Source organism: Xenorhabdus bakwenae, from assembly GCF_030272115.1.
GTDB classification, from domain to species: domain Bacteria; phylum Pseudomonadota; class Gammaproteobacteria; order Enterobacterales; family Enterobacteriaceae; genus Xenorhabdus; species Xenorhabdus bakwenae.
Genome location: NZ_CP119194.1, coordinates 1,119,236 through 1,139,404, shown reverse-complemented (window position 1 = coordinate 1,139,404; position 20,169 = coordinate 1,119,236). Strand labels below are relative to the sequence as shown.

Here is a 20,169-nt window from a genome sequence, read left to right as displayed (position 1 = left end):
TGAAAATTTTGCAAATGGATGGCCTCTTGGTTATTTCTGGACACCTGCTGATCATGACATCTCAAATAACTTCATCATTCAATGGATAGTAAGGAATGACCAGTCATATATTGAGTTAAGCATAATGTTTATTATTTGTGATCTGTGGATGTGACTCTGTTTATGGAATATATATCTGATAGGATATGAACGAGGTTTTGTGTTCACCTGTCCAGTCATTGAAATGAATGGAAATTATTAATTTTCAACAATATTATCTTGATTTCTTTGGCCTGATCGCTTTACATCTTTTATGCTTATTCCATAAAAATCAATCTTAGAAGATACCATGAATTTACTGAAATCACTGGCAGCGGTCAGCTCAATGACGATGTTCTCCCGCGTTCTGGGCTTTATTCGTGATGCCATCATTGCCCGTATATTTGGTGCGGGTATGGCAACGGATGCCTTTTTCGTTGCTTTCAAACTCCCTAACTTATTGCGCCGTATTTTTGCTGAAGGCGCTTTTTCACAAGCGTTTGTTCCGATACTTGCTGAGTATAAAAATCAGCAGGGGGATGAGGCAACACGCACCTTTATTGCCTATGTATCAGGGATGTTGACGCTGATTTTGGCGATAGTCACGGTGATTGGGGTGATTGCCGCGCCTTGGGTCATCTATGTCACGGCACCGGGTTTTACCGATATACCGGATAAATTCACTTTAACCCGTGATCTACTCAGAATTACTTTCCCTTACATTTTTTTGATATCTCTGGCTTCCTTAGCGGGAGCGGTTCTCAATACGTGGAATCGCTTTTCTGTGCCTGCCTTTGCTCCAACATTGCTTAATGTCAGCATGATTATTTTTTCGCTGTTTGTGGCACCTTACTGCAATCCACCTGTGATGGCATTAGGTTGGGCTGTGATCGCTGGTGGTATTTTGCAATTGGCTTATCAGCTTCCGCACTTGAAAAAAATAGGTATGCTGGTATTGCCACGAATTTCCTTTCGTGACAGCAGAGTATGGCGTGTTATTCGTCAGATGGGACCGGCTATTTTGGGGGTTTCAGTCAGTCAAATTTCACTGATCATCAATACCATTTTTGCTTCATTTCTGGTTTCTGGCTCGGTTTCGTGGATGTATTATGCCGATCGTTTAATGGAATTGCCTTCGGGAGTATTGGGCGTGGCGTTAGGGACAATCCTTTTGCCTTCACTGGCAAAAAGTTTTTCCAATGGGGATCACCAGGAATATAGAAAGCTAATGGATTGGGGGTTGCGCCTTTGCTTTTTGTTGGCTTTACCTTGTGCGGTGGCATTGGGCATTTTAGCAGAGCCATTAACCGTGTCACTCTTTCAGTACGGCAATTTTTCTGCCTTTGATGCAGAAATGACACAACGCGCATTAATTGCGTACTGCTTTGGCCTGATGGGATTGATTGTGGTTAAAGTCCTCGCTCCTGGTTTTTACTCTCGTCAGGATATTAAAACCCCAGTCAAGATTGCGATTGCAACCCTGATTTTGACTCAGTTAATGAATCTGGCTTTTATTGGCTCATTAAAACATGCGGGATTGGCGCTTTCTATCGGTTTGGCTGCTTGCTTCAATGCCAGTATGCTTTATTGGCAATTGCGCAAGCGTGAGATTTTTAAACCGCTGGCAGGATGGGGCATTTTCCTGTTGAAACTGGTGGTGGCCATTGCGGTCATGGTCGGGGTATTGTTGACGATATTGTGGTTTATGCCTGCCTGGGATGAGAGCAATATGGCATTGCGCCTGTTACGGTTGATGGGGGTCGTGGTTGCCGGTGCGGGGAGTTATTTTGCCACATTGGCTGTCATGGGGTTTCGATTGAAGGATTTTGCTCAACGCGGATTGCAGTAACTGATTAATTAATTGCGTTTGTATTAAGTGAACTGAAACCGGCATGATTTTTCCATGCCAGTTTCAGACAAGGTGATTACATCCGTTCTACCGTCTCAATACCCAGGGTATCCAGACCTAGCTTCAACGTTTTTGCCGTCAGCAGGGCTAATTTCAGGCGGCTCTGACGCACTTCTTCGCTATCCGCATTCAGGATTGGGCAATGTTCGTAGAAACCAGAGAACAGGCCAGCCAGATCATAGAGGTAAGCACACATTACGTGAGGCGTGCCTTCACGGGCAACGATTGTGATAGTTTCTTCAAATTGTAACAGACGCGTTGCCAGCGCTTGCTCACGTTCTTCGTTCAGAAGAATAGGGGAGGTCAGGCTGTTTTCATCGATTTGTGCACGTTTGAAAATAGAATTTACGCGGGTATAGGCATATTGCATATAAGGTGCGGTATTACCTTCAAAGGCGAGCATGTTATCCCAGTCAAATACATAGTCGGTAGTCCGGTTTTTGGAGAGATCGGCATACTTCACCGCGCCAATACCTACGGCGTTGACAACTTTTTTCAGTTCGTCTTCCGACATATCTGGGTTTTTCTCACGGATCAGAGCGTCTGCACGTTCGATCGCTTCATCCAGCAAATCAGACAGTCTTACTGTACCACCTGCACGGGTTTTGAATGGTTTGCCATCTTTGCCCAACATCATGCCGAACATATGGTGTTCGAGCGACATGGATTCAGGAATGTAACCTGCCTTGCGTACGATTGTCCAGGCTTGCATCAGGTGTTGGTGTTGGCGTGAATCGATGTAGTAAAGAACCCGGTCAGCATGCAGGACTTCATGACGGTACTTGGTACAAGCGATATCCGTGGTGGTATAAAGATAGCCCCCATCTTTTTTCTGGATGATAACACCCATTGGTTCGCCTTCTTTGTTCTTATACTCATCAAAGTAAACCACGATAGCACCATCACTCTCAACGGCAAGCCCACGTTGTTTCAGGTCGGCAACAACGCCGGGCAGCATATCGTTATACAGGCTTTCACCCATAACATCGTTTTTTGTCAGCGTCACATTCAGGCGATCATAGGTTTCCTGATTCTGTGACATGGTGATATCAACCAGTTTGCGCCACATAGTCCGGCAATATTCATCTCCGCCTTGCAGTTTTACGACGTAGCTACGGGCGCGAACAGCAAATTCTTCATCTTCATCGTAAGTTTTCTTCGCTTCACGGTAGAAAGCTTCCAAATCGGCTAATGCCATATCACTGGCATCTTCGTTCTGGATTTTTTCCAGATAGGCAATCAGCATCCCGAACTGAGTACCCCAGTCACCAACGTGATTGGCTCGAATGACTTTGTGCCCCAAAAACTCAAGGGTACGTGCTGCGGCATCGCCAATAATCGTGGAACGAATGTGCCCAATGTGCATTTGCTTTGCCACATTCGGCGCAGAATAGTCGATAACGATGGTTTGCGGCGCGACCGGCGTGATGCCCAGTTTTTCATCTTTCAGCGCTGTTTCAACATTGGCAGCGACCCACGTTTTATCCAGAAAGATATTGATAAAGCCAGGGCCTGCAATCTCAACTTTGCTGGCAATGCCTTGCAAGTCCAGCAAACTGACGACTTTTTCTGCTAATTGTCGGGGGGGCATGCCCACTTTTTTCGCAGCCGCCATGACACCATTTGCCTGGTAGTCACCAAACTGAGCTTTTGCAGATTGACGGACGTGAGCTTCACTGTCGGCTGGAGCACCAGCAGCAATCAGCGCATGGCTGATTTTTTCTGAAAGAATGGCCTGAATATTCACCGGGTTACCTTAAATTACGCACAAAAGCCCCTGCATCTGGACTGTGCAAATACTCTCAAGCGTGTGGGTTAGACAAAATAACGGGTTTTATACCATATTCAGCCTCCTGCATGCTACCATCAGCCGCCGCTTGCGGTATGACTTTTTGTTTTCCGTTCGCCTTTCAGGCGATAGTTTTTTGCTGGGGGAAAGATGACACACTTTTCAACAATTCCTGAATTACAGGATTTGGTGGCTGATTTATATCAGTTTGAACAAAAGCTAAAGCAGTTTGGTGAACATTTGGGCCTGGAACTTACACAGTATACAGCGGATCATATTTCCCTGCGTTGTAATGCTATTTCAATCGCTGATCGCTGGCGTCAAGGTTTTCTGCAATGTGGTCAATTGTTGTCTGAAAGCAGGATCAATGGCCGGCCGATCTGCTTATTTGAGTTAGAACAGCCAATTACTTTACTGGGCTGGCAAATTGATTGTGTCGAATTACCTTATCCGGGTAAAAAGCCATATATTCACGAAGGTTGGGAACATGTCGAATTTGTCCTGCCTGTGCCACCAGAACAACTGATACCCGAAGCCTATAAATTACTGCCTGATCCGTTGCCCGTTGTTTTTCGTACAAAAGAGAGCCATCCGCAAGGTGACAATGAAAGGTTACCAAATCCAACGTTAGCAGTGACAAAAGATGATGTCACAATCAAATTTCACCCTTTTTCTCTCAAAGAGATTATCAAAAATTAAACATGCTGTGTTCTTTTTGTGATCTTTATCGTAGTACTGCAACTCCGCGTAGCGATAAGCTCGTTTCAGTGAGCGATATTTGAACGAATCTGGATGAGCGATTAGGACACGCCAGGAAAAGAAGGCGCTGTTTGATACGGTACGGCATCAAGATGGGAATCAGCGGCCTTTGTCATGATTGCCAGTTCAGCACAAAGGCTTAAGGAAATCACATGACAGCACGCTACATCACGATTGATTGGGGATCGACCAATTTACGCGCCTGGCTATATCAGGGTGATGAATGTCAGGAAAGCAGGCAATCCGCAGCGGGGATCACCCGTCTCAATGGAAAATCCCCACAGGTGGTGTTAGCAGAAATCACTCAAAACTGGCGGGATGACCAAACGCCGATTGTCATGGCAGGGATGATCGGTAGCAACGTGGGTTGGAAAATTGCGCCATATTTGTCGGTTCCCATTCGGTTCTCTGCGATAGGTGAGCAATTAACCCCCGTTGCAGACAATGTCTGGATTATTCCGGGATTGTGTGTTTCACGTGAAGATAACCACAACGTGATGCGAGGCGAAGAGACTCAATTATTAGGCGCTCATCAGCTTTTTCCTGCTTCTCTTTATGTCATGCCCGGCACTCACTGTAAATGGGTATTAGCTGACGACCAACAAATCCATGATTTTCGTACTGTGATGACCGGCGAACTCCACCATTTACTTTTGCATCATTCACTGGTGGGAGCAGGGTTGCCAGAACAGGTTGCCTGTCCAGAAGCTTTTAATGCGGGGCTTAAACGGGGAATAGATTCTCCTGTGCATTTGCCATTTTTATTCGAAGTTCGCGCCTCGCATGTATTGGGTGCTCTGCCGCGCGAATATGTCAGTGAATTTTTATCCGGCCTGTTGATTGGTGCAGAAGTTGCGAGTATGAGTCACTATTTTGTGGATCAACAGGCTATCACACTTGTCGCCGGACTTTCGTTAGCGGCTCGTTATAAGCAGGCGTTCAGCGCTATCGGACGGAATATCTCTCTGGCAGACGGTGATACCGTTTTTCAGGTAGGTATAAGGAGTATCGCAAATGCTGTGGCAAACCCATCTTCCGCTTATCGCTATTCTTCGCGGTATTAAACCGGACGAAACGCTTGAACACATCGCGGCGGTCATTGACGCTGGGTTCGACACCGTGGAGATCCCACTTAACTCTCCGCAGTGGGAACAGAGTATTCCGGCCATGGTGAAAGCGTTTGGCAGTAAGGCGTTGATTGGAGCGGGAACTGTACTCAAATCAGAACAGGTAGATGTGTTGGCGGAAATGGGTTGCAAACTGATTGTCACGCCTAATATCCGCAGTGAAGTGATCCGCAGAGCGGTTGCTTATGGTATGACAGTATGTCCAGGTTGTGCGACGGCCACAGAGGCTTTTACCGCGCTGGAAGCGGGGGCACAGTCATTAAAAATTTTTCCCTCATCGGCATTTGGTCCAGCTTATATCAAAGCGCTGAAAGCGGTTTTACCGCCAGACGTGCCTGTTTTCGCCGTGGGCGGTGTAACGCCGGATAATCTGTCTCAATGGATTAACGCAGGTTGCATGGGCGCCGGTTTAGGCAGTGATCTTTATCGTGCCGGTCAATCGGTTGATCGTACTGCACGGCAGGCAACCCTATTTGTTAATGCGTATCGGGAGGCGGTGCAATGAAAATAATTAAACTCACGACTTATCGTTTGCCTCCACGCTGGCTGTTCTTAAAAATTAAAACAGATGAAGGTGTTGTCGGCTGGGGGGAACCGGTGATTGAAGGCCGTGCCCGCACAGTGGAAACGGCAGTGCACGAGCTAGGTGAATATTTGGTTGGACAAGATCCTGCCCGCATTAATGACTTATGGCAGGTGATGTATCGTGCCGGCTTTTACCGTGGCGGTCCCATTCTGATGAGTGCTCTGGCGGGAATCGATCAGGCTTTATGGGATATCAAAGGCAAAGTCTTGAATGCGCCCGTGTGGCAACTGATGGGGGGATTGGTGCGCGATAAGATCAAAGCATATAGCTGGGTGGGCGGTGATCGCCCGTCGGAGGTGATTGACGGTATTAAAACCTTACGGAAGATCGGTTTTGATACATTCAAATTAAATGGTTGTGCAGAACTGAGCATCATTGATGATTTGCGAAAAATCGACACTGCCGTCAATACGGTAGCGCAGATCCGAGCAGTGTTCGGTAATGAAATTGAATTTGGGCTTGATTTCCACGGTCGTGTTAGCGCACCCATGGCGAAGGTATTAATTAAGGCGTTAGAGCCATATCACCCTTTATTTATTGAAGAACCCGTGCTGGCGGAACAGGCGGAATATTATCCCCGCCTGGCGGCGCAAACCCATATTCCAATTGCGGCAGGTGAGCGTATGTTTTCCCGTTTTGAATTTAAACGTGTACTGGAAACGGGCGGTCTGGCAATTCTCCAGCCAGACGTATCGCATGCGGGAGGCATTACCGAATGCTACAAAATTGCGGGCATGGCTGAAGCTTATGATGTCGCACTGGCACCACATTGCCCACTAGGGCCGATTGCGCTGGCCGCTTGTTTGCACATCGATTTCATATCACGTAATGCGGTATTTCAGGAGCAGAGTATGGGCATTCATTACAATAAAGGGGCGGAATTACTTGATTTTGTGAAAAATAAAGAAGATTTCAGTATGGAAGGGGGGTTCTTTAAACCCTTAATGAAACCGGGTCTTGGTGTTGAAATTGACGAAGCACAGGTCATTGAGCGCAGCAAAAATGTACCAGATTGGCGAAATCCAATGTGGCGACATAAAGATGGCTCCGTTGCTGAATGGTAATCATGTCCGTTATTAAATAAATAATTAAATCAATGTGTTCTTTTACACACTCTGTTAACTATAGGGCAGGGTGAACGGTTTCACTGTGCCCAAAATCTGGAGACAGATTGAGATGAATATTTCAGTAACAACTGCGAAAATTGGGCGTCGGCGCTATCTGACGTTGATAATGATCTTTATTACGGTCGTTATTTGTTATGTTGATCGGGCCAACCTTGCTGTTGCGTCAGCAAATATCCAGAAAGAGTTTGCTATCACGAAAACGGAAATGGGCTATATCTTTTCTGCTTTCTCCTGGTTTTATACCTTATGTCAAATTCCCGGGGGGTGGTTCCTTGATCGCGTTGGCTCACGCGTGACCTATTTTATTGCCATTTTGGGCTGGTCGGTGGCGACGCTATTACAGGGCTTTGCAATCGGACTGATGTCACTCATTGGATTACGTTCCATTATTGGTATTTTTGAAGCACCGACATTTCCCACCAATAACCGTATGGTAACAAGCTGGTTCCCTGAACATGAACGTGCCTCTGCCGTTGGTTTTTACACATCAGGGCAGTTTGTCGGGCTTGCTTTTCTGACGCCATTTCTAATATGGATCCAGGAATTAATTAGCTGGCACTGGGTTTTTTTCCTGACCGGGGGTATCGGAATTATTTGGTCATTAATCTGGATTAACGTTTATCGGCGGCCACGGTTAACAAAAAACATGCGTCATGCGGAGCTTGAATATATTCGCATGGGCGGAGGACTAGTCGATGATGACTCGCCCGCTAAGAAAATGGCACGCCAGTCTCTGACTATCGCTGACTGGAAGCTGGTGTTCCACTATAAGCTGGTGGGTGTCTATCTGGGGCAATTCGCCGTCGCTTCAACGTTGTGGTTCTTTTTGACCTGGTTCCCGAGTTATTTGACTCAGGAGAAGGGGATTACTGCTCTAAAAGTCGGTTTCATGACTACCGTTCCGTTTCTGGCTGCATTTCTCGGTGTACTGCTCTCTGGCTGGTTGGCAGATAAAATGGTACGTAAAGGTTTTTCTCTGGGGGTGGCGCGTAAGACCCCGATTATTTGTGGTTTGATAATTTCCACCTGTATTATGGGCGCCAATTACACTAACAACCCGATATGGATCATGGTGCTAATGGCACTGGCTTTCTTTGGTAACGGCTTTGCTTCCATTACCTGGTCACTGGTTTCTTCACTGGCACCGAGGCATTTGATTGGTTTGACCGGCGGTATCTTTAATTTTGTCGGCGGGTTGGGAGGGATCTCTGTACCACTTGTGATTGGCTATTTGGCGCAGAGTTACGGTTTTTCTCCAGCACTGGTTTACATTTCTGTCGTCACATTGATTGGTGCACTCTCCTATATCTTTCTTGTGGGCGATGTGAAACGTGTCGGCTAATTGGGCGTTTATATCCGAGGGGCTTTGAATGATAAAGCTGGAAATTTGTTGTTATAGCGTAAACTGTGCTCTGGTTGCACAAAAGGCAGGCGCTGATCGCATTGAATTGTGTGCAAGCCCGTCGGAAGGCGGGGTAACACCCAGCATCGGAGCATTGCAGCACGCGCGACAGAGTTTATCCATTGCAGTACATCCTATTGTACGGCCAAGAGGAGGAGATTTCTGTTACAGCAACATTGATTTTGAAGTGATGAAAAATGATGTTGCTCGTATCCGTGATATGGGATTTCCTGGCGTCGTTTTCGGCGTGCTAAACGAAGAAGGTCATATCGACAGGCTGCGTATGCGGCAATTGATGTCATTGTCAGGGAATATGGCAATCACTTTTCATCGCGCCTTTGATATGTGTTTTAATCCACATGTTGCGTTGGAACAACTGACAGAGCTTGGTGTGCAGCGTATTTTAACTTCGGGTCAGCAACAAAGTGCTGAGTTGGGATTACCTTTATTAAACGAGTTGTTACAGGCTAGCCAGGGACCGATTATTATGCCCGGGGCGGGAGTCAGAATGAGTAATATCAGTAAATTCCTGGAAATTGGCATCACAGAAGTCCACAGTTCAGCAGGTAAGATCGTGCCTTCTGCCATGAAATACCGGAAAGCCGGCGTAAAAATGAGTTCTGATGACAGTGATGTAGATGAATATGCTTATCACTGTGTTGATGGCCAGTTAGTTGAATCGATGAAGGGCGTGATGAGTTTGGTTCAACGGAAAAAATAGCACACGCTTTATTTCAAACCCCCAGTGACATTGTCAAGGATGTCACTGGGGTAATCAGCCAGCAAAGTAAAGTAATAATCTAAAATATAAAGTAAAAGATTATGGCTTACGGGCAATAAGTACTGCCCGCAGTGGTGCGGGGTAGCCTTCTGTCGTTTTGCTCTGGTCGGTTGGATCAAGAAAATCGATCAGCGATTCAGTCTTCATCCATTCTGTCTGGCGCTGTTCATCCAAAGTCGTCATTGCATGATTAACAATTCGAACATCAATAAAACCACATTTTTCCAGCCAGACTTTCAGCATTTTGGCAGACGGAATAAAGTAGACATTCCGCATTTGAGCATAACGCTCACCCGGAATGAGGCATTGATGTTCGTCCCCCTCAATCACCAGGCTTTCCAAAACTAATTCCCCGCCGGAAACTAACTGGTTTTTCAGTTGCCATAAATGGTCGAAGGGGGAGCGGCGATGGTAAAGCACACCCATTGAAAACACCGTATCAAAGGCTTTTAGTTCAGGTAATTGTTCAACGCCCAAGGGCAGAAGATGGGCACGCTGATCGTTACCCAGTAACTTTCTGGTGGCTTCAAATTGGCAAAGGAAAAGCTGGGTTGGGTCAATACCGACAACTAAATGGGCACCTTCACCCACCATGCGCCACATGTGGTAACCACTGCCACAGCCGACATCAAGGACGGTTCTGCCTGCTAAAGAAGAAATATGGGGAAGGACGCGATCCCATTTCCAGTCAGAACGCCATTCGGTATCAATCTCCACACCATACAGTGAAAAAGGTCCTTTACGCCACGGCATCAATAGCTTCAGGATATTTTGAATACGGGCTTTTTCACCGTTTGGTAGCTCGGGTTCATGGTTCGCAATGACACCATTTTTCAGATCAAGTTGGGTGGGGTTAATTTCAGGCAGGTTCTCCAGAATTTTTACCCATGAACTGAACTGACCATGCAATGAGGCTTGTTGCCAATGGCTTAATTGTGCAGGCAGGCATTCCAACCAGTGACTTAAGTGGTTTTTGGCGATCAATTGATAAAAGTTACCGAAATCAATCATTGTTCAGCGCCTTTTATTGCTAATAATGAGCCAAAGTTAAAACATTGGAACCAGACTTCCACATGCTGGAATCCTGCTTGTTTGAGGCGTGACTTGTGCGTTTCAACAGGATCTGTTCGCATGACATTTTCCAGCATACTGCGTTTTTGGCTGATCTCCAGTTCGCTGTAACCATTGGCTCGCTTGAAATCATAGTGCATGTTGAATAGCAACTCGCCAATCTGCTCATCTTCAAAATTGAATTTTTCAGATAGCACCAAAACGCCTCCGGGTTTTAGACCGGCATAGATTTTATCCAGCATTTTCTGGCGATCATCAGGGTGCAGGAACTGTAATGTGAAATTCAAAACGACCATTGATGCATTTTGAATGTCGGTATCAAGAATATCCTGTTCGATGATTTCAACGGGGATATTGGCTTTGAAAGAGTCAATATGGCGACGGCAGCGTTCGATCATTGCCGGTGAGTTATCGACGGCAATAATACGGCAGCCCTTTGTATGGGGATGGACACTATTATCTTCGGAACGAATATCTTCGGAACTAATAGCACGACGGATTGACAGCGTGGCTGCACCAAGGGAGCAACCGAGATCGTAAATTTGACTATTTGGTGTTACAAAACGTTCTGCCAGCATACCTATCATGGAAATGATGTTGGAATAACCGGGAATTGAACGTTTCACCATATCAGGAAAGACTTCGGCAACGCGTTCATCGAAACTCCAGTTACCTAAATTGGCAATTGGGGCAGAGAACAGGCTGTCCCGTTGATTATGAGATTCTTGATTTGACATAACAGCATTGATTTTGGAAACAATAAGAAGCGGTTATTCTAACAGAATGCAGGAAAAGGCAGAAAGGGGGATAATCAATAGATAAACCCTCAGGCGGTAGCACACCGCCCTGGGTATCACTCTAATCACCTATGCTTTGCCATTGAGCAAAAACGCAAAATATGCAGCAAACTATTTATACAGGGAATAGATTATGTATAGAGAGAAAAGATCTGCTCCCACGGTAAATAGTAGATGTTGTTAAGAATCATTATGATCATTGAGATATAGGTTGCTGCCATGCCCATACGTCGCCAGCGTATTTCTCGATGACGTAAGCCAAAGTAGTGTAGTATTCTGCCTGATAGTAATACCAATCCACAAATATGCAGCATCCAAACGGGGGCACCATTCATCTCCATCACAATCAATAACAACATTGAAATTGGAATGTATTCAACTGCATTACCATGAACCCGGATGGCTGTTTGTAATTCATAAAAACCGCCATCGCCATAAGCGACCCGATATTGGGTTCTTAATTTGACGACATCCAGAGACAGCTTAATTAACAGTAGTGCGCCCAGTACGATATAAAGCGAGCTAACCATTTTTTAACTCCAATTGCCTAACCAAAAAACGGCCAAATGATGATAAACCGCAAAAAGAAAACTGTCGCTATAAATCATAGTATTTAATAATAAATTCTATGAATGTTAACTGATAGCAAAAAATTGTCTTGTCAAGAACGGCGTTATGGCCTTATCTCCGGTCAGAATTTCCAGTATAATGGCGACCTTTTTTTTGCAATTCTTCCAGAAAAGAACAATGCCAAAATTTCCGCAGCAGAAAGCATAACGAGCTGAGTAAAAGGATATTGTATGCGTACTAATTATTGTGGGCAGTTGAACCTGACCCATGAAGGCCAGAAAGTGACTCTTTGTGGGTGGGTAAATCGTCGCCGTGATTTAGGTGGTTTGATCTTTATTGATATGCGAGATCGCGAGGGTATCGTTCAGGTATTTTTTGACCCAGACCAGAAAGAGGTCTTTGCTCAGGCTTCTGAACTGCGTAATGAATTTTGTATTCAAATTACGGGGATTGTGCGTGCGCGCCCTGATAACCAAATCAATAAAGAGATGGCAACCGGCGAAATTGAAGTGTTCGCAGAAAGCCTGATGGTTTTCAACCGCTCGGAGCCATTGCCTCTGGACAGCAACCAGAATAACAGTGAAGAGCAGCGCCTGAAATTCCGCTATCTTGATCTGCGTCGCACTGAGATGTCGCAGCGTCTGAAAACCCGTGCAAAGATCACCAGTTTTGTGCGTCGTTTTATGGATACTGCAGGTTTCATTGATGTTGAAACACCAATGCTGACGAAAGCAACACCAGAAGGTGCGCGTGACTATTTAGTACCAAGCCGCGTACATAAAGGTGAATTTTATGCACTGCCGCAGTCTCCGCAGCTTTTCAAACAGTTGTTGATGATGTCTGGCTTAGACCGTTATTACCAGATTGTGAAGTGCTTCCGCGATGAAGACCTGCGTGCCGATCGTCAACCTGAGTTTACCCAGATCGACGTTGAAACCTCGTTTATGACCGCTGAACAAGTTCGCGAAATCATGGAAAAAATGATCCGTGAACTGTGGCTGGATGTGAAAGATGTCGATTTGGGCTGCTTCCCAATGATGACATTTGAAGAAGCCATGCGCCGTTTTGGTTCAGATAAACCAGACTTGCGTAACCCTCTGGAATTGGTGGATATCGCCGATCTGGTTAAAGACGTGGAATTCTCTGTTTTTGCCGAACCGGCAAATAATCCAAAAGGCCGTGTTGCGGCTATTCGCGTGCCCGGCGGGGCAGAGCTAAGTCGCAAGCAAATTGATGAGTACGGTAAATTTGTTGGCATTTATGGCGCGAAAGGTTTGGCATGGATGAAAGTAAATAACTGTGCTGCTGGCCTGGAAGGTGTGCAAAGCCCGATAGCTAAGTTCCTGTCTGCGGAAGTGGTTGAAGCCCTGCTGTCCCGTACCAATGCGCAAGATGGTGATATCCTGTTCTTTGGCGCTGACCGGAAAAATGTTGTTACTGATGCGATGGGAGCACTGCGCCTGAAATTGGGCCGCGACTTGAACATCACCGATCTGGCAAGCTGGAAACCGCTTTGGGTTATTGATTTCCCTATGTTCGAAGACAACGGAGCTGGCGGCTTGACGGCAATGCATCATCCATTTACTTCTCCGCGTGATAGGTCGGCGGCTGAATTGGAAAGTAACCCAGAATCCGCTATCGCAAACGCTTACGACATGGTGATCAATGGCTATGAAGTGGGGGGAGGTTCTGTCCGTATCCATCGCAATGAAATGCAGCAGGTGGTATTCCGCATTCTGGGGATCAATGAGCAGGAACAGCAGGAAAAATTTGGTTTCTTGCTGAATGCCCTGAAATACGGCACACCGCCACATGCCGGTTTGGCTTTCGGTTTGGATCGCCTCGTCATGTTGTTGACTGATACCGATAATATTCGTGATGTGATCGCTTTCCCGAAAACAACGGCTGCGGCATGTTTGATGACGGATGCACCAAGCCCAGCGAGTTCAGCCGCGTTGGAAGAACTGGCTATTTCAGTCGTTAAAAAAGAGAACGAATAATGGCTTATAAGCGCCCTGAATCTGTACTGGTTATGATTTACGCCGTTGACAGCAAAAGGGTGCTGATGCTACAGCGCCGGGACGATCCTGAATTTTGGCAATCTGTGACAGGTAGCCTTGAAGAGGACGAAAAACCGCCGGAGGCGGCGTTACGTGAAGTACAGGAAGAGACAGGCATTGATATTATCAATGAAAATCTTGAACTGAAAGATTGTCAACGCTGTCTTTATTATGAGATTTTCTCGCACCTACGGCATCGATATGCTCCGGGGATAACGCGCAATAAAGAACATTGGTTCTCTCTGGCGTTACCTGAGGAGCGAGAAATTTTGCTGACCGAACATCTGGCTTATCAATGGCTGGCTGCGGAAGAAGCGGCCAGATTGACGAAGTCGTGGAGCAATCGGCAAGCAATTGAAGAATTTGTCATTTAGTCTACAAGATGTTTTATCGGAGATATTTGCATGGCAGGTCATAGTAAATGGGCCAATACGAAACACCGCAAAGCTGCACAGGATGCAAAACGCGGTAAGATTTTCACAAAAATTATCCGTGAATTAGTCACGGCTGCGCGATTGGGCGGTGGTGATCCAGATTCCAACCCACGTCTGCGAGCTGCCGTCGATAAAGCGCTGTCCAACAATATGACTCGTGATACGTTGAATCGTGCAATTGCCCGTGGTGTTGGCAGCGACGAATCGGACAACATGGAAACCATCATTTATGAAGGCTACGGCCCTGGTGGTACGGCAGTGATGGTTGAATGCCTGAGTGATAACCGTAACCGCACGGTTTCCGAAGTTCGTCATGCGTTCACCAAAACAGGTGGTAACTTAGGAACTGACGGTTCTGTTGCTTATTTGTTCACCAAGAAAGGGGTTATTTCCTACGCACCAGGCCTGGACGAAGATGCGGTGATGGAAGCCGCATTGGAAGCGGGTGCTGACGATGTTGAAACTTATGATGATGGTGCGATTGACGTCTATACTACTCCAGAGTCTTTTGGCGAAGTGAAAGATGCACTGGATGCAGCAGGCTTCAAGGCAGATTCTGCGGAAGTTTCTATGATCCCATCGACGAAAGCGGAACTGGATGCAGAAACTGCGCCTAAATTACTGCGTCTGATCGATATGCTTGAAGACTCTGACGATGTGCAGGAAGTTTATCATAATGGTGAAATCTCTGATGAAGTTGCAGCACTGTTGTAATTAGCATTAGGATTCACAGCGTAGAGAAAGTGTTCCTCGAATCAGGGCACTTTCTCTAACGTTTTTATCCCATATCACAGGCAAACCGATTTAAGCGAATAATTCGATATGGCGATTATTCTTGGTATTGACCCAGGCTCCAGAGTCACGGGATATGGCGTTATTCGCCAGCAGGGACGACAACTTATCTATCTCGGTAGCGGTTGTATTCGAACAAAAGTAGATGACTTACCCGGTCGTTTGCAGAAGATTTACGCCGGAATTACTGAAATTATCACTCAATTCCAGCCCACAGTTTTTGCCATAGAGCAAGTTTTTATGGCAAAAAATGCAGACTCTGCCTTGAAATTAGGGCAGGCGCGAGGTGTAGCAATTGTTGCGGCTTCTAACCAATCCATACCGGTATTTGAATATGCCGCCCGTCAGGTTAAACAGACTGTAGTCGGTACGGGAGCGGCTGAAAAAAGCCAGATACAGCACATGGTTCGTTCGATGTTGAAACTGTCTGCTAATCCGCAGGCCGATGCTGCCGATGCGTTGGCTATTGCGATTACACATTGTCATCTCAGTCAAAATTTACTTCGGGTAGGTAATGCGCGGTTAAATTTAACGCGAGGCCGTCTGAAATAGATAGTGCTGGATATACATCCAGCTTTTTTTGTGCTATAAGCTAGCGGAACGATTTATTTTATTTTCAGGGGGTAAGCAGTGATAGGGCGTTTGAGAGGAACCGTGTTGGAAAAACAGCCACCGTTGGTTTTGTTGGAAACTCATGGTATCGGTTATGAAGTTCATATGCCAATGACCTGTTTTTATGAACTGCCTGAAATTGGTCAGGAAACTATCTTATTTACACAATTTATTGTGCGTGAAGATGCCCAGCTATTATACGGTTTTAATGATAAACAAGAGCGTGCACTGTTCCGTGAACTGATTAAGGTCAATGGCGTTGGGCCTAAATTAGCGCTGGCGATCCTGTCGGGTATGTCTGCCCAGCAATTCGTTACGGCTATAGAACAAGAAGCGATTGCTTCACTGGTTAAGTTGCCGGGGGTTGGCAAAAAAACGGCTGAAAGGCTGGTTGTAGAGATGAAAGATCGCTTTAAGGGGCTTAATGGCGATCTATTTAACCAAAGTAGTGATGTTAATTTGCCGGCTGTCAGCAAACAAGCGAATTCCGCTGCCGATATTGAAGCAGAAGCCGCAGCGGCACTGGTTTCTCTGGGATATAAACCACAGGAAGCCAGCCGGATGGTAAACAAAGTTGCTAAACCGGGGGCAGATTGTGAAACCCTTATTCGAGAAGCGCTTCGAGCGGCTCTGTAATCACAGGAGTTAAGTGATGATTGAAGCTGACCGTCTGGTTTCAGCAGAAGTTCTGCAAGATGATGAAGCCATTGATCGTGCCATTCGGCCGAAGTTTCTGTCTGAATATGTTGGGCAGCCCCATGTTTGTGAGCAGATGGAAATTTTTATTCAGGCGGCACGTCAGCGGGGTGAGGCACTGGATCACTTATTGATTTTTGGTCCCCCTGGATTAGGTAAGACCACGCTGGCAAATATTGTTGCCAATGAAATGGGGGTTAATCTTCGTACCACCTCTGGGCCGGTATTGGAAAAGGCAGGGGATCTTGCCGCTATGCTCACTAATCTGGAACCGCATGATGTCCTGTTTATTGATGAAATCCACCGTTTATCGCCGGTTGTGGAAGAGATCCTTTATCCGGCAATGGAAGATTATCAACTGGATATTATGATTGGCGAAGGGCCAGCCGCCCGCTCTATCAAGATTGATCTCCCCCCATTTACTTTGATTGGTGCAACCACTCGTGCAGGTTCTTTAACTTCGCCGTTGCGTGATCGATTCGGTATCGTACAGCGCCTTGAATTTTACAATGTTGATGATTTGCAAAGCATTGTCTCCCGTAGTGCACGCTATATGGGATTAGACATTTCAGATGAGGGGGCAAGGCAAATAGCGATGCGTTCCCGTGGCACTCCCCGTATTACCAATCGATTATTGCGTCGTGTCCGTGATTTTGCGCAAGTAAAAGGTGATGGCACAGTTGATAATAATATTGCCTCCCAGGCTCTGGATATGCTGAATGTGGATTCAGCTGGATTTGATTACCTTGATCGTAAGTTGCTGATTGCCATTATTGATAAATTTATGGGCGGTCCCGTTGGCTTGGATAACTTGGCAGCGGCGATTGGTGAAGAACGAGAAACTATCGAAGATGTGCTGGAACCTTTCCTGATCCAACAAGGATTTATTCAACGAACGCCACGCGGGCGTATTGCAACCCATCATGCTTATCGGCATTTTGGATTGAGCAAGGAAGGCGAATAAAGGGTTATAACTTACCTAAATTATAACCCTTGTCACTTGTATGCATTACCGCTAAAAAGCAGCGAATTGAAAGACAGAGGGAATAAATATCAGCTTCTTGCCTTGATCGTTAAACTCAATGCAAATAACACGGCCGAACAAAGTACCACGGAAGGTCCTGCGGGTGTGTTATAAAACGCCGATAACGTTAATCCTCCCGTAACAGAAAGCATACCGACAATAATTGCCAAAGCGGCCATTTGCTCAGGCGTGTGGGAGAAACGACGGGAGGTAGCGGCAGGGATAATCAGCAGGGAGGTGATAATTAACGCCCCGACGAATTTCATTGCCAGCCCAATAGTTAATGCTGTCACTAACATCAGCAGGACACGTAGACGTTGAATTTTCATTCCATCAACAAAAGCCAGATCCTGGCTGACTGTCATTGATAGCAGGGCGCGCCATTGCCATGTCAGTAATCCGGTAACAATCACAACACCGGCCGCAATCAACCAGAGATCTTCATAAGTTACGGACAATAAATCGCCGAATAAATAAGCCATTAGATCGACTCTGACATTGGTCATAAAACTAACGACGACTAAGCCCAACGACAAGGCACTGTGAGCCAGAATGCCTAATAATGTATCAACTGCCAATTGCGGGCGTTTTTCCAGCCAAACTAAAATAGTAGCCAAGATAAGTGTAACCGCAATAACCGCATAAAAGGGATTCACATTCAGTAAGAAACCGAATGCAACACCGAGCAGTGATGCGTGTGCCAGTGTATCGCCAAAATAGGACATTCTGCGCCAGACGACAAAAGAACCAAGAGGTCCTGCGGCAATTGCCAGAAAAATACCGGCGAGCCAGCCGGGAAGCAATAATTCAATCATCGATGTGATTCCCCAACCTTTTTCAAAATAATTTTCCCTCTAAGATCATGATGATGATTGTGGTGATGGCGGTAAACTGCCAGTTGCTCTGCGCCATGATATCCAAACATTGCAATAAACTCTGGGTGCATTGACACCACTTCCGGTGTGCCAGAACAACAAATGTGTTGATTAAGACATAAAACTTCGTCTGTTTTCGCCATCACTAAGTGCAGGTCATGGGATACCATAAGCACCGCGCAATTAAGTTCTGTTCTGATTTGATTGATCAGATCGTAAAGTGCCAGTTGTCCATTGACATCGACACCTTGTGTTGGTTCGTCAAGAACCAAAATCTGAGGTTGATTAAGTAAGGCTCTGGCAAGTAGCACCCGCTGAGTTTCGCCACCAGATAGCTTTTGCATTGGTTGCTCCAGTAAATGAGCAGCCTTGACCCGATTTAATACCGGTAAGATATCCGCTTGTTTCACGTTGGGTCTCAGCATCATAAAACGCTTAACGGTCAAGGGCAGAGTGGGATCAAGGTTTAGTTTTTGCGGAACATAACCAATTCTCAACGTAGGGTTTTGTTCGATAGTGCCCGAAGTGGGTTGGATTAATCCAAGAACGACGCGAACCAGAGTTGATTTTCCCGCACCGTTTGGGCCGATTAGGGTCAGAATTTTCCCTTGTTTGAGATTGAATGAGATATTGTTTAATACCTTGCGGTTACCAAATTCAACCGTAATGTTTTTTAGGGTGATCATAGTTGACGAGTTAAAAGTATCTTGCAGAATCATTGAAATGTTATAATATAATATAACATAATTCAATTTTCTGCATGGAATATTCATATTATGTTACACAATTCACAGAAATACGCGCATAAACTTTTTCATAAAATCGCATTAGCTGCTGTGTTAGTGGCAGGAGTGAATGGCTCTGTGCAGGCAGATGTTGTCACATCCATTCGTCCATTGGGCTTTATTGCTGCTGCCATTGCTGATGGTGTAACAAATACTCAGGTACTTCTGCCCGATGGTGCTTCTCCACATGATTATGCGTTACGGCCTCTGGATGTACGGAAAATTAATCAAGCCGATTTGGTGGTTTGGATTGGCCCAGATATGGAAACCTTTTTGGCAAAACCGATAGCTAAAATTGAGCAGAATAAACAACTGGCACTGGCTGAATTATCTACCATTAAGCCATTTTTATTGAAAAATAGTGAAGATGGGAATGATTCCGAGACTGAATCATATCAGCATGAACATGAGGAAGATCACGAACATCATCACGGTGAATATAATATGCATCTTTGGCTTTCTCCAGAGATTGCGGAAAAAGCCGCTCAAGCAATATATGACCAGCTTATTGAGCAATATCCTCAACAAAAACAGCAATTAGAAGTAAACCTACGTAAATTCAATGGACAGCTTGCACAAACTGATAAGAATATTACTCATGTTTTAAAGCCCATACAAAATCAGGGTTATTTTGTTTTTCATGACGCGTACGGTTATTTTGAAAAACATTACCAATTGGCTCCGCTAGGTGTTTTCACGGTCAATCCTGAAATACAACCTGGTGCGCAGAGATTACACAAAATACGAACACAATTGGTTGAGCAGAAAGCAAGGTGTATTTTTGCTGAACCTCAATTCAGGCCAGCCGTTATTCATGCCGTAGCAAAAGGTACTGATGTACGTATTGGAATACTTGACCCTTTAGGGAGCGGCATCGTATTGGATAAAGATAGCTACATGAAATTTATAACTCAACTATCAAAACAATACGCGAGCTGCCTGAATTAGTACAATA

Annotated in this window: 20 protein-coding genes; 14 read left to right on the top strand and 6 right to left on the bottom strand. The window is 45.6% G+C overall.

The annotated features are described in order from the left end of the window. Positions 1-328 precede the first annotated feature (328 nt). Positions 329-1,867, top strand: a complete 1,539-nt coding sequence (gene murJ, locus PXH59_RS06240) for a murein biosynthesis integral membrane protein MurJ (RefSeq protein ID WP_285810850.1) — start codon at positions 329-331, stop codon at positions 1,865-1,867. 76 nt (positions 1,868-1,943) lie between these two features. Here the strand turns inward: murJ and argS are convergent, their stop codons facing one another. After that, complete coding sequence (gene argS, locus PXH59_RS06235; RefSeq protein ID WP_285810848.1) at positions 1,944-3,674, bottom strand: arginine--tRNA ligase; 1,731 nt, start codon at positions 3,672-3,674, stop codon at positions 1,944-1,946. A 192-nt stretch (positions 3,675-3,866) separates the two neighbouring features. Between argS and PXH59_RS06230 the strand changes: the two genes are divergently transcribed. The 6 genes from PXH59_RS06230 to cutC all read left to right on the top strand — a co-directional run bounded on the left by PXH59_RS06230 (position 3,867) and on the right by cutC (position 9,438). Next, positions 3,867-4,415: a VOC family protein gene (locus PXH59_RS06230; protein WP_047769991.1), complete on the top strand. Its 549-nt coding sequence runs from the start codon at positions 3,867-3,869 to the stop codon at positions 4,413-4,415. A 212-nt stretch (positions 4,416-4,627) separates the two neighbouring features. Further along, positions 4,628-5,539, top strand: coding sequence for a 2-dehydro-3-deoxygalactonokinase (locus PXH59_RS06225; protein WP_285810846.1), 912 nt, complete (start codon positions 4,628-4,630; stop codon positions 5,537-5,539). Further along, positions 5,490-6,107, top strand: coding sequence for a 2-dehydro-3-deoxy-6-phosphogalactonate aldolase (locus PXH59_RS06220; protein WP_285810844.1), 618 nt, complete (start codon positions 5,490-5,492; stop codon positions 6,105-6,107). The genes PXH59_RS06225 and PXH59_RS06220 overlap by 50 nt, the downstream gene beginning before the upstream one ends. Continuing rightward, a complete protein-coding gene (dgoD, locus tag PXH59_RS06215) occupies positions 6,104-7,252 on the top strand; it encodes a galactonate dehydratase (protein ID WP_047769998.1) in 1,149 nt (382 codons plus the stop codon). The genes PXH59_RS06220 and dgoD overlap by 4 nt, the downstream gene beginning before the upstream one ends. Before the next feature lie 112 nt (positions 7,253-7,364). Beyond that, positions 7,365-8,657: an MFS transporter gene (locus tag PXH59_RS06210; protein WP_285810842.1), complete on the top strand. Its 1,293-nt coding sequence runs from the start codon at positions 7,365-7,367 to the stop codon at positions 8,655-8,657. Between the two features lie 28 nt (positions 8,658-8,685). Further along, the gene (cutC, locus tag PXH59_RS06205; RefSeq protein ID WP_047770006.1) at positions 8,686-9,438 is read left to right on the top strand and encodes a copper homeostasis protein CutC; all 753 of its coding nucleotides are present in this window, start codon (positions 8,686-8,688) and stop codon (positions 9,436-9,438) included. A 99-nt stretch (positions 9,439-9,537) separates the two neighbouring features. On the opposite strand, the gene cmoB is transcribed toward cutC, so the two are convergent. The 3 genes from cmoB to PXH59_RS06190 form a co-directional block, all read right to left on the bottom strand. Then, positions 9,538-10,509, bottom strand: a complete 972-nt coding sequence (cmoB, locus tag PXH59_RS06200; RefSeq protein WP_047770008.1) for a tRNA 5-methoxyuridine(34)/uridine 5-oxyacetic acid(34) synthase CmoB — start codon at positions 10,507-10,509, stop codon at positions 9,538-9,540. After that, positions 10,506-11,306 carry a carboxy-S-adenosyl-L-methionine synthase CmoA gene (cmoA, locus tag PXH59_RS06195; RefSeq protein WP_285810840.1) on the bottom strand — a complete coding sequence of 267 codons (801 nt, stop codon included), beginning with the start codon at positions 11,304-11,306 and terminating at the stop codon, positions 10,506-10,508. Before cmoA ends, cmoB begins: the two co-directional genes overlap by 4 nt. Positions 11,307-11,497: 191 nt before the next feature. Further along, positions 11,498-11,896: an MAPEG family protein gene (locus PXH59_RS06190; RefSeq protein ID WP_047770012.1), complete on the bottom strand. Its 399-nt coding sequence runs from the start codon at positions 11,894-11,896 to the stop codon at positions 11,498-11,500. A 270-nt stretch (positions 11,897-12,166) separates the two neighbouring features. Between PXH59_RS06190 and aspS the strand changes: the two genes are divergently transcribed. From aspS to ruvB, 6 genes are all read left to right on the top strand, one after another. Then, the gene (aspS, locus tag PXH59_RS06185; RefSeq protein WP_285810837.1) at positions 12,167-13,936 is read left to right on the top strand and encodes an aspartate--tRNA ligase; all 1,770 of its coding nucleotides are present in this window, start codon (positions 12,167-12,169) and stop codon (positions 13,934-13,936) included. Then, positions 13,936-14,370: a dihydroneopterin triphosphate diphosphatase gene (gene nudB, locus PXH59_RS06180; RefSeq protein WP_047770016.1), complete on the top strand. Its 435-nt coding sequence runs from the start codon at positions 13,936-13,938 to the stop codon at positions 14,368-14,370. Before aspS ends, nudB begins: the two co-directional genes overlap by 1 nt. A gap of 30 nt (positions 14,371-14,400) precedes the next feature. After that, the gene (locus PXH59_RS06175) at positions 14,401-15,144 is read left to right on the top strand and encodes a YebC/PmpR family DNA-binding transcriptional regulator (protein ID WP_047770018.1); all 744 of its coding nucleotides are present in this window, start codon (positions 14,401-14,403) and stop codon (positions 15,142-15,144) included. Positions 15,145-15,252: 108 nt separating this feature from the next. Continuing rightward, positions 15,253-15,774 carry a crossover junction endodeoxyribonuclease RuvC gene (ruvC, locus tag PXH59_RS06170; protein WP_047770020.1) on the top strand — a complete coding sequence of 174 codons (522 nt, stop codon included), beginning with the start codon at positions 15,253-15,255 and terminating at the stop codon, positions 15,772-15,774. 78 nt (positions 15,775-15,852) lie between these two features. Continuing rightward, positions 15,853-16,470, top strand: a complete 618-nt coding sequence (gene ruvA / locus PXH59_RS06165) for a Holliday junction branch migration protein RuvA (protein ID WP_285810836.1) — start codon at positions 15,853-15,855, stop codon at positions 16,468-16,470. Between the two features lie 16 nt (positions 16,471-16,486). Next, positions 16,487-17,494, top strand: a complete 1,008-nt coding sequence (ruvB, locus tag PXH59_RS06160) for a Holliday junction branch migration DNA helicase RuvB (protein WP_285810835.1) — start codon at positions 16,487-16,489, stop codon at positions 17,492-17,494. Between the two features lie 89 nt (positions 17,495-17,583). On the opposite strand, the gene znuB is transcribed toward ruvB, so the two are convergent. Next, complete coding sequence (gene znuB / locus PXH59_RS06155; protein WP_285810834.1) at positions 17,584-18,369, bottom strand: zinc ABC transporter permease subunit ZnuB; 786 nt, start codon at positions 18,367-18,369, stop codon at positions 17,584-17,586. Continuing rightward, positions 18,366-19,148: a zinc ABC transporter ATP-binding protein ZnuC gene (gene znuC, locus PXH59_RS06150; RefSeq protein WP_285810833.1), complete on the bottom strand. Its 783-nt coding sequence runs from the start codon at positions 19,146-19,148 to the stop codon at positions 18,366-18,368. Before znuC ends, znuB begins: the two co-directional genes overlap by 4 nt. A gap of 57 nt (positions 19,149-19,205) precedes the next feature. Between znuC and znuA the strand changes: the two genes are divergently transcribed. Then, positions 19,206-20,162 (top strand): zinc ABC transporter substrate-binding protein ZnuA, encoded by a 957-nt coding sequence (gene znuA / locus PXH59_RS06145; protein ID WP_285810831.1) that lies wholly within the window; start codon positions 19,206-19,208, stop codon positions 20,160-20,162. The last annotated feature ends 7 nt before the right edge of the window (positions 20,163-20,169 follow it).

Coding starts and splice junctions, on each gene's coding strand:
- murJ (WP_285810850.1), top strand. CDS start 329: ATGAATTTACTGAAATCACTGGCAGCGGTCAGCTCAATGACGATGTTC.
- PXH59_RS06230 (WP_047769991.1), top strand. CDS start 3,867: ATGACACACTTTTCAACAATTCCTGAATTACAGGATTTGGTGGCTGAT.
- PXH59_RS06225 (WP_285810846.1), top strand. CDS start 4,628: ATGACAGCACGCTACATCACGATTGATTGGGGATCGACCAATTTACGC.
- PXH59_RS06220 (WP_285810844.1), top strand. CDS start 5,490: ATGCTGTGGCAAACCCATCTTCCGCTTATCGCTATTCTTCGCGGTATT.
- dgoD (WP_047769998.1), top strand. CDS start 6,104: ATGAAAATAATTAAACTCACGACTTATCGTTTGCCTCCACGCTGGCTG.
- PXH59_RS06210 (WP_285810842.1), top strand. CDS start 7,365: ATGAATATTTCAGTAACAACTGCGAAAATTGGGCGTCGGCGCTATCTG.
- cutC (WP_047770006.1), top strand. CDS start 8,686: ATGATAAAGCTGGAAATTTGTTGTTATAGCGTAAACTGTGCTCTGGTT.
- cmoB (WP_047770008.1), bottom strand. CDS start 10,509: ATGATTGATTTCGGTAACTTTTATCAATTGATCGCCAAAAACCACTTA.
- cmoA (WP_285810840.1), bottom strand. CDS start 11,306: ATGTCAAATCAAGAATCTCATAATCAACGGGACAGCCTGTTCTCTGCC.
- PXH59_RS06190 (WP_047770012.1), bottom strand. CDS start 11,896: ATGGTTAGCTCGCTTTATATCGTACTGGGCGCACTACTGTTAATTAAG.
- aspS (WP_285810837.1), top strand. CDS start 12,167: ATGCGTACTAATTATTGTGGGCAGTTGAACCTGACCCATGAAGGCCAG.
- nudB (WP_047770016.1), top strand. CDS start 13,936: ATGGCTTATAAGCGCCCTGAATCTGTACTGGTTATGATTTACGCCGTT.
- PXH59_RS06175 (WP_047770018.1), top strand. CDS start 14,401: ATGGCAGGTCATAGTAAATGGGCCAATACGAAACACCGCAAAGCTGCA.
- ruvC (WP_047770020.1), top strand. CDS start 15,253: ATGGCGATTATTCTTGGTATTGACCCAGGCTCCAGAGTCACGGGATAT.
- ruvB (WP_285810835.1), top strand. CDS start 16,487: ATGATTGAAGCTGACCGTCTGGTTTCAGCAGAAGTTCTGCAAGATGAT.
- znuB (WP_285810834.1), bottom strand. CDS start 18,369: ATGATTGAATTATTGCTTCCCGGCTGGCTCGCCGGTATTTTTCTGGCA.
- znuC (WP_285810833.1), bottom strand. CDS start 19,148: ATGATTCTGCAAGATACTTTTAACTCGTCAACTATGATCACCCTAAAA.
- znuA (WP_285810831.1), top strand. CDS start 19,206: ATGTTACACAATTCACAGAAATACGCGCATAAACTTTTTCATAAAATC.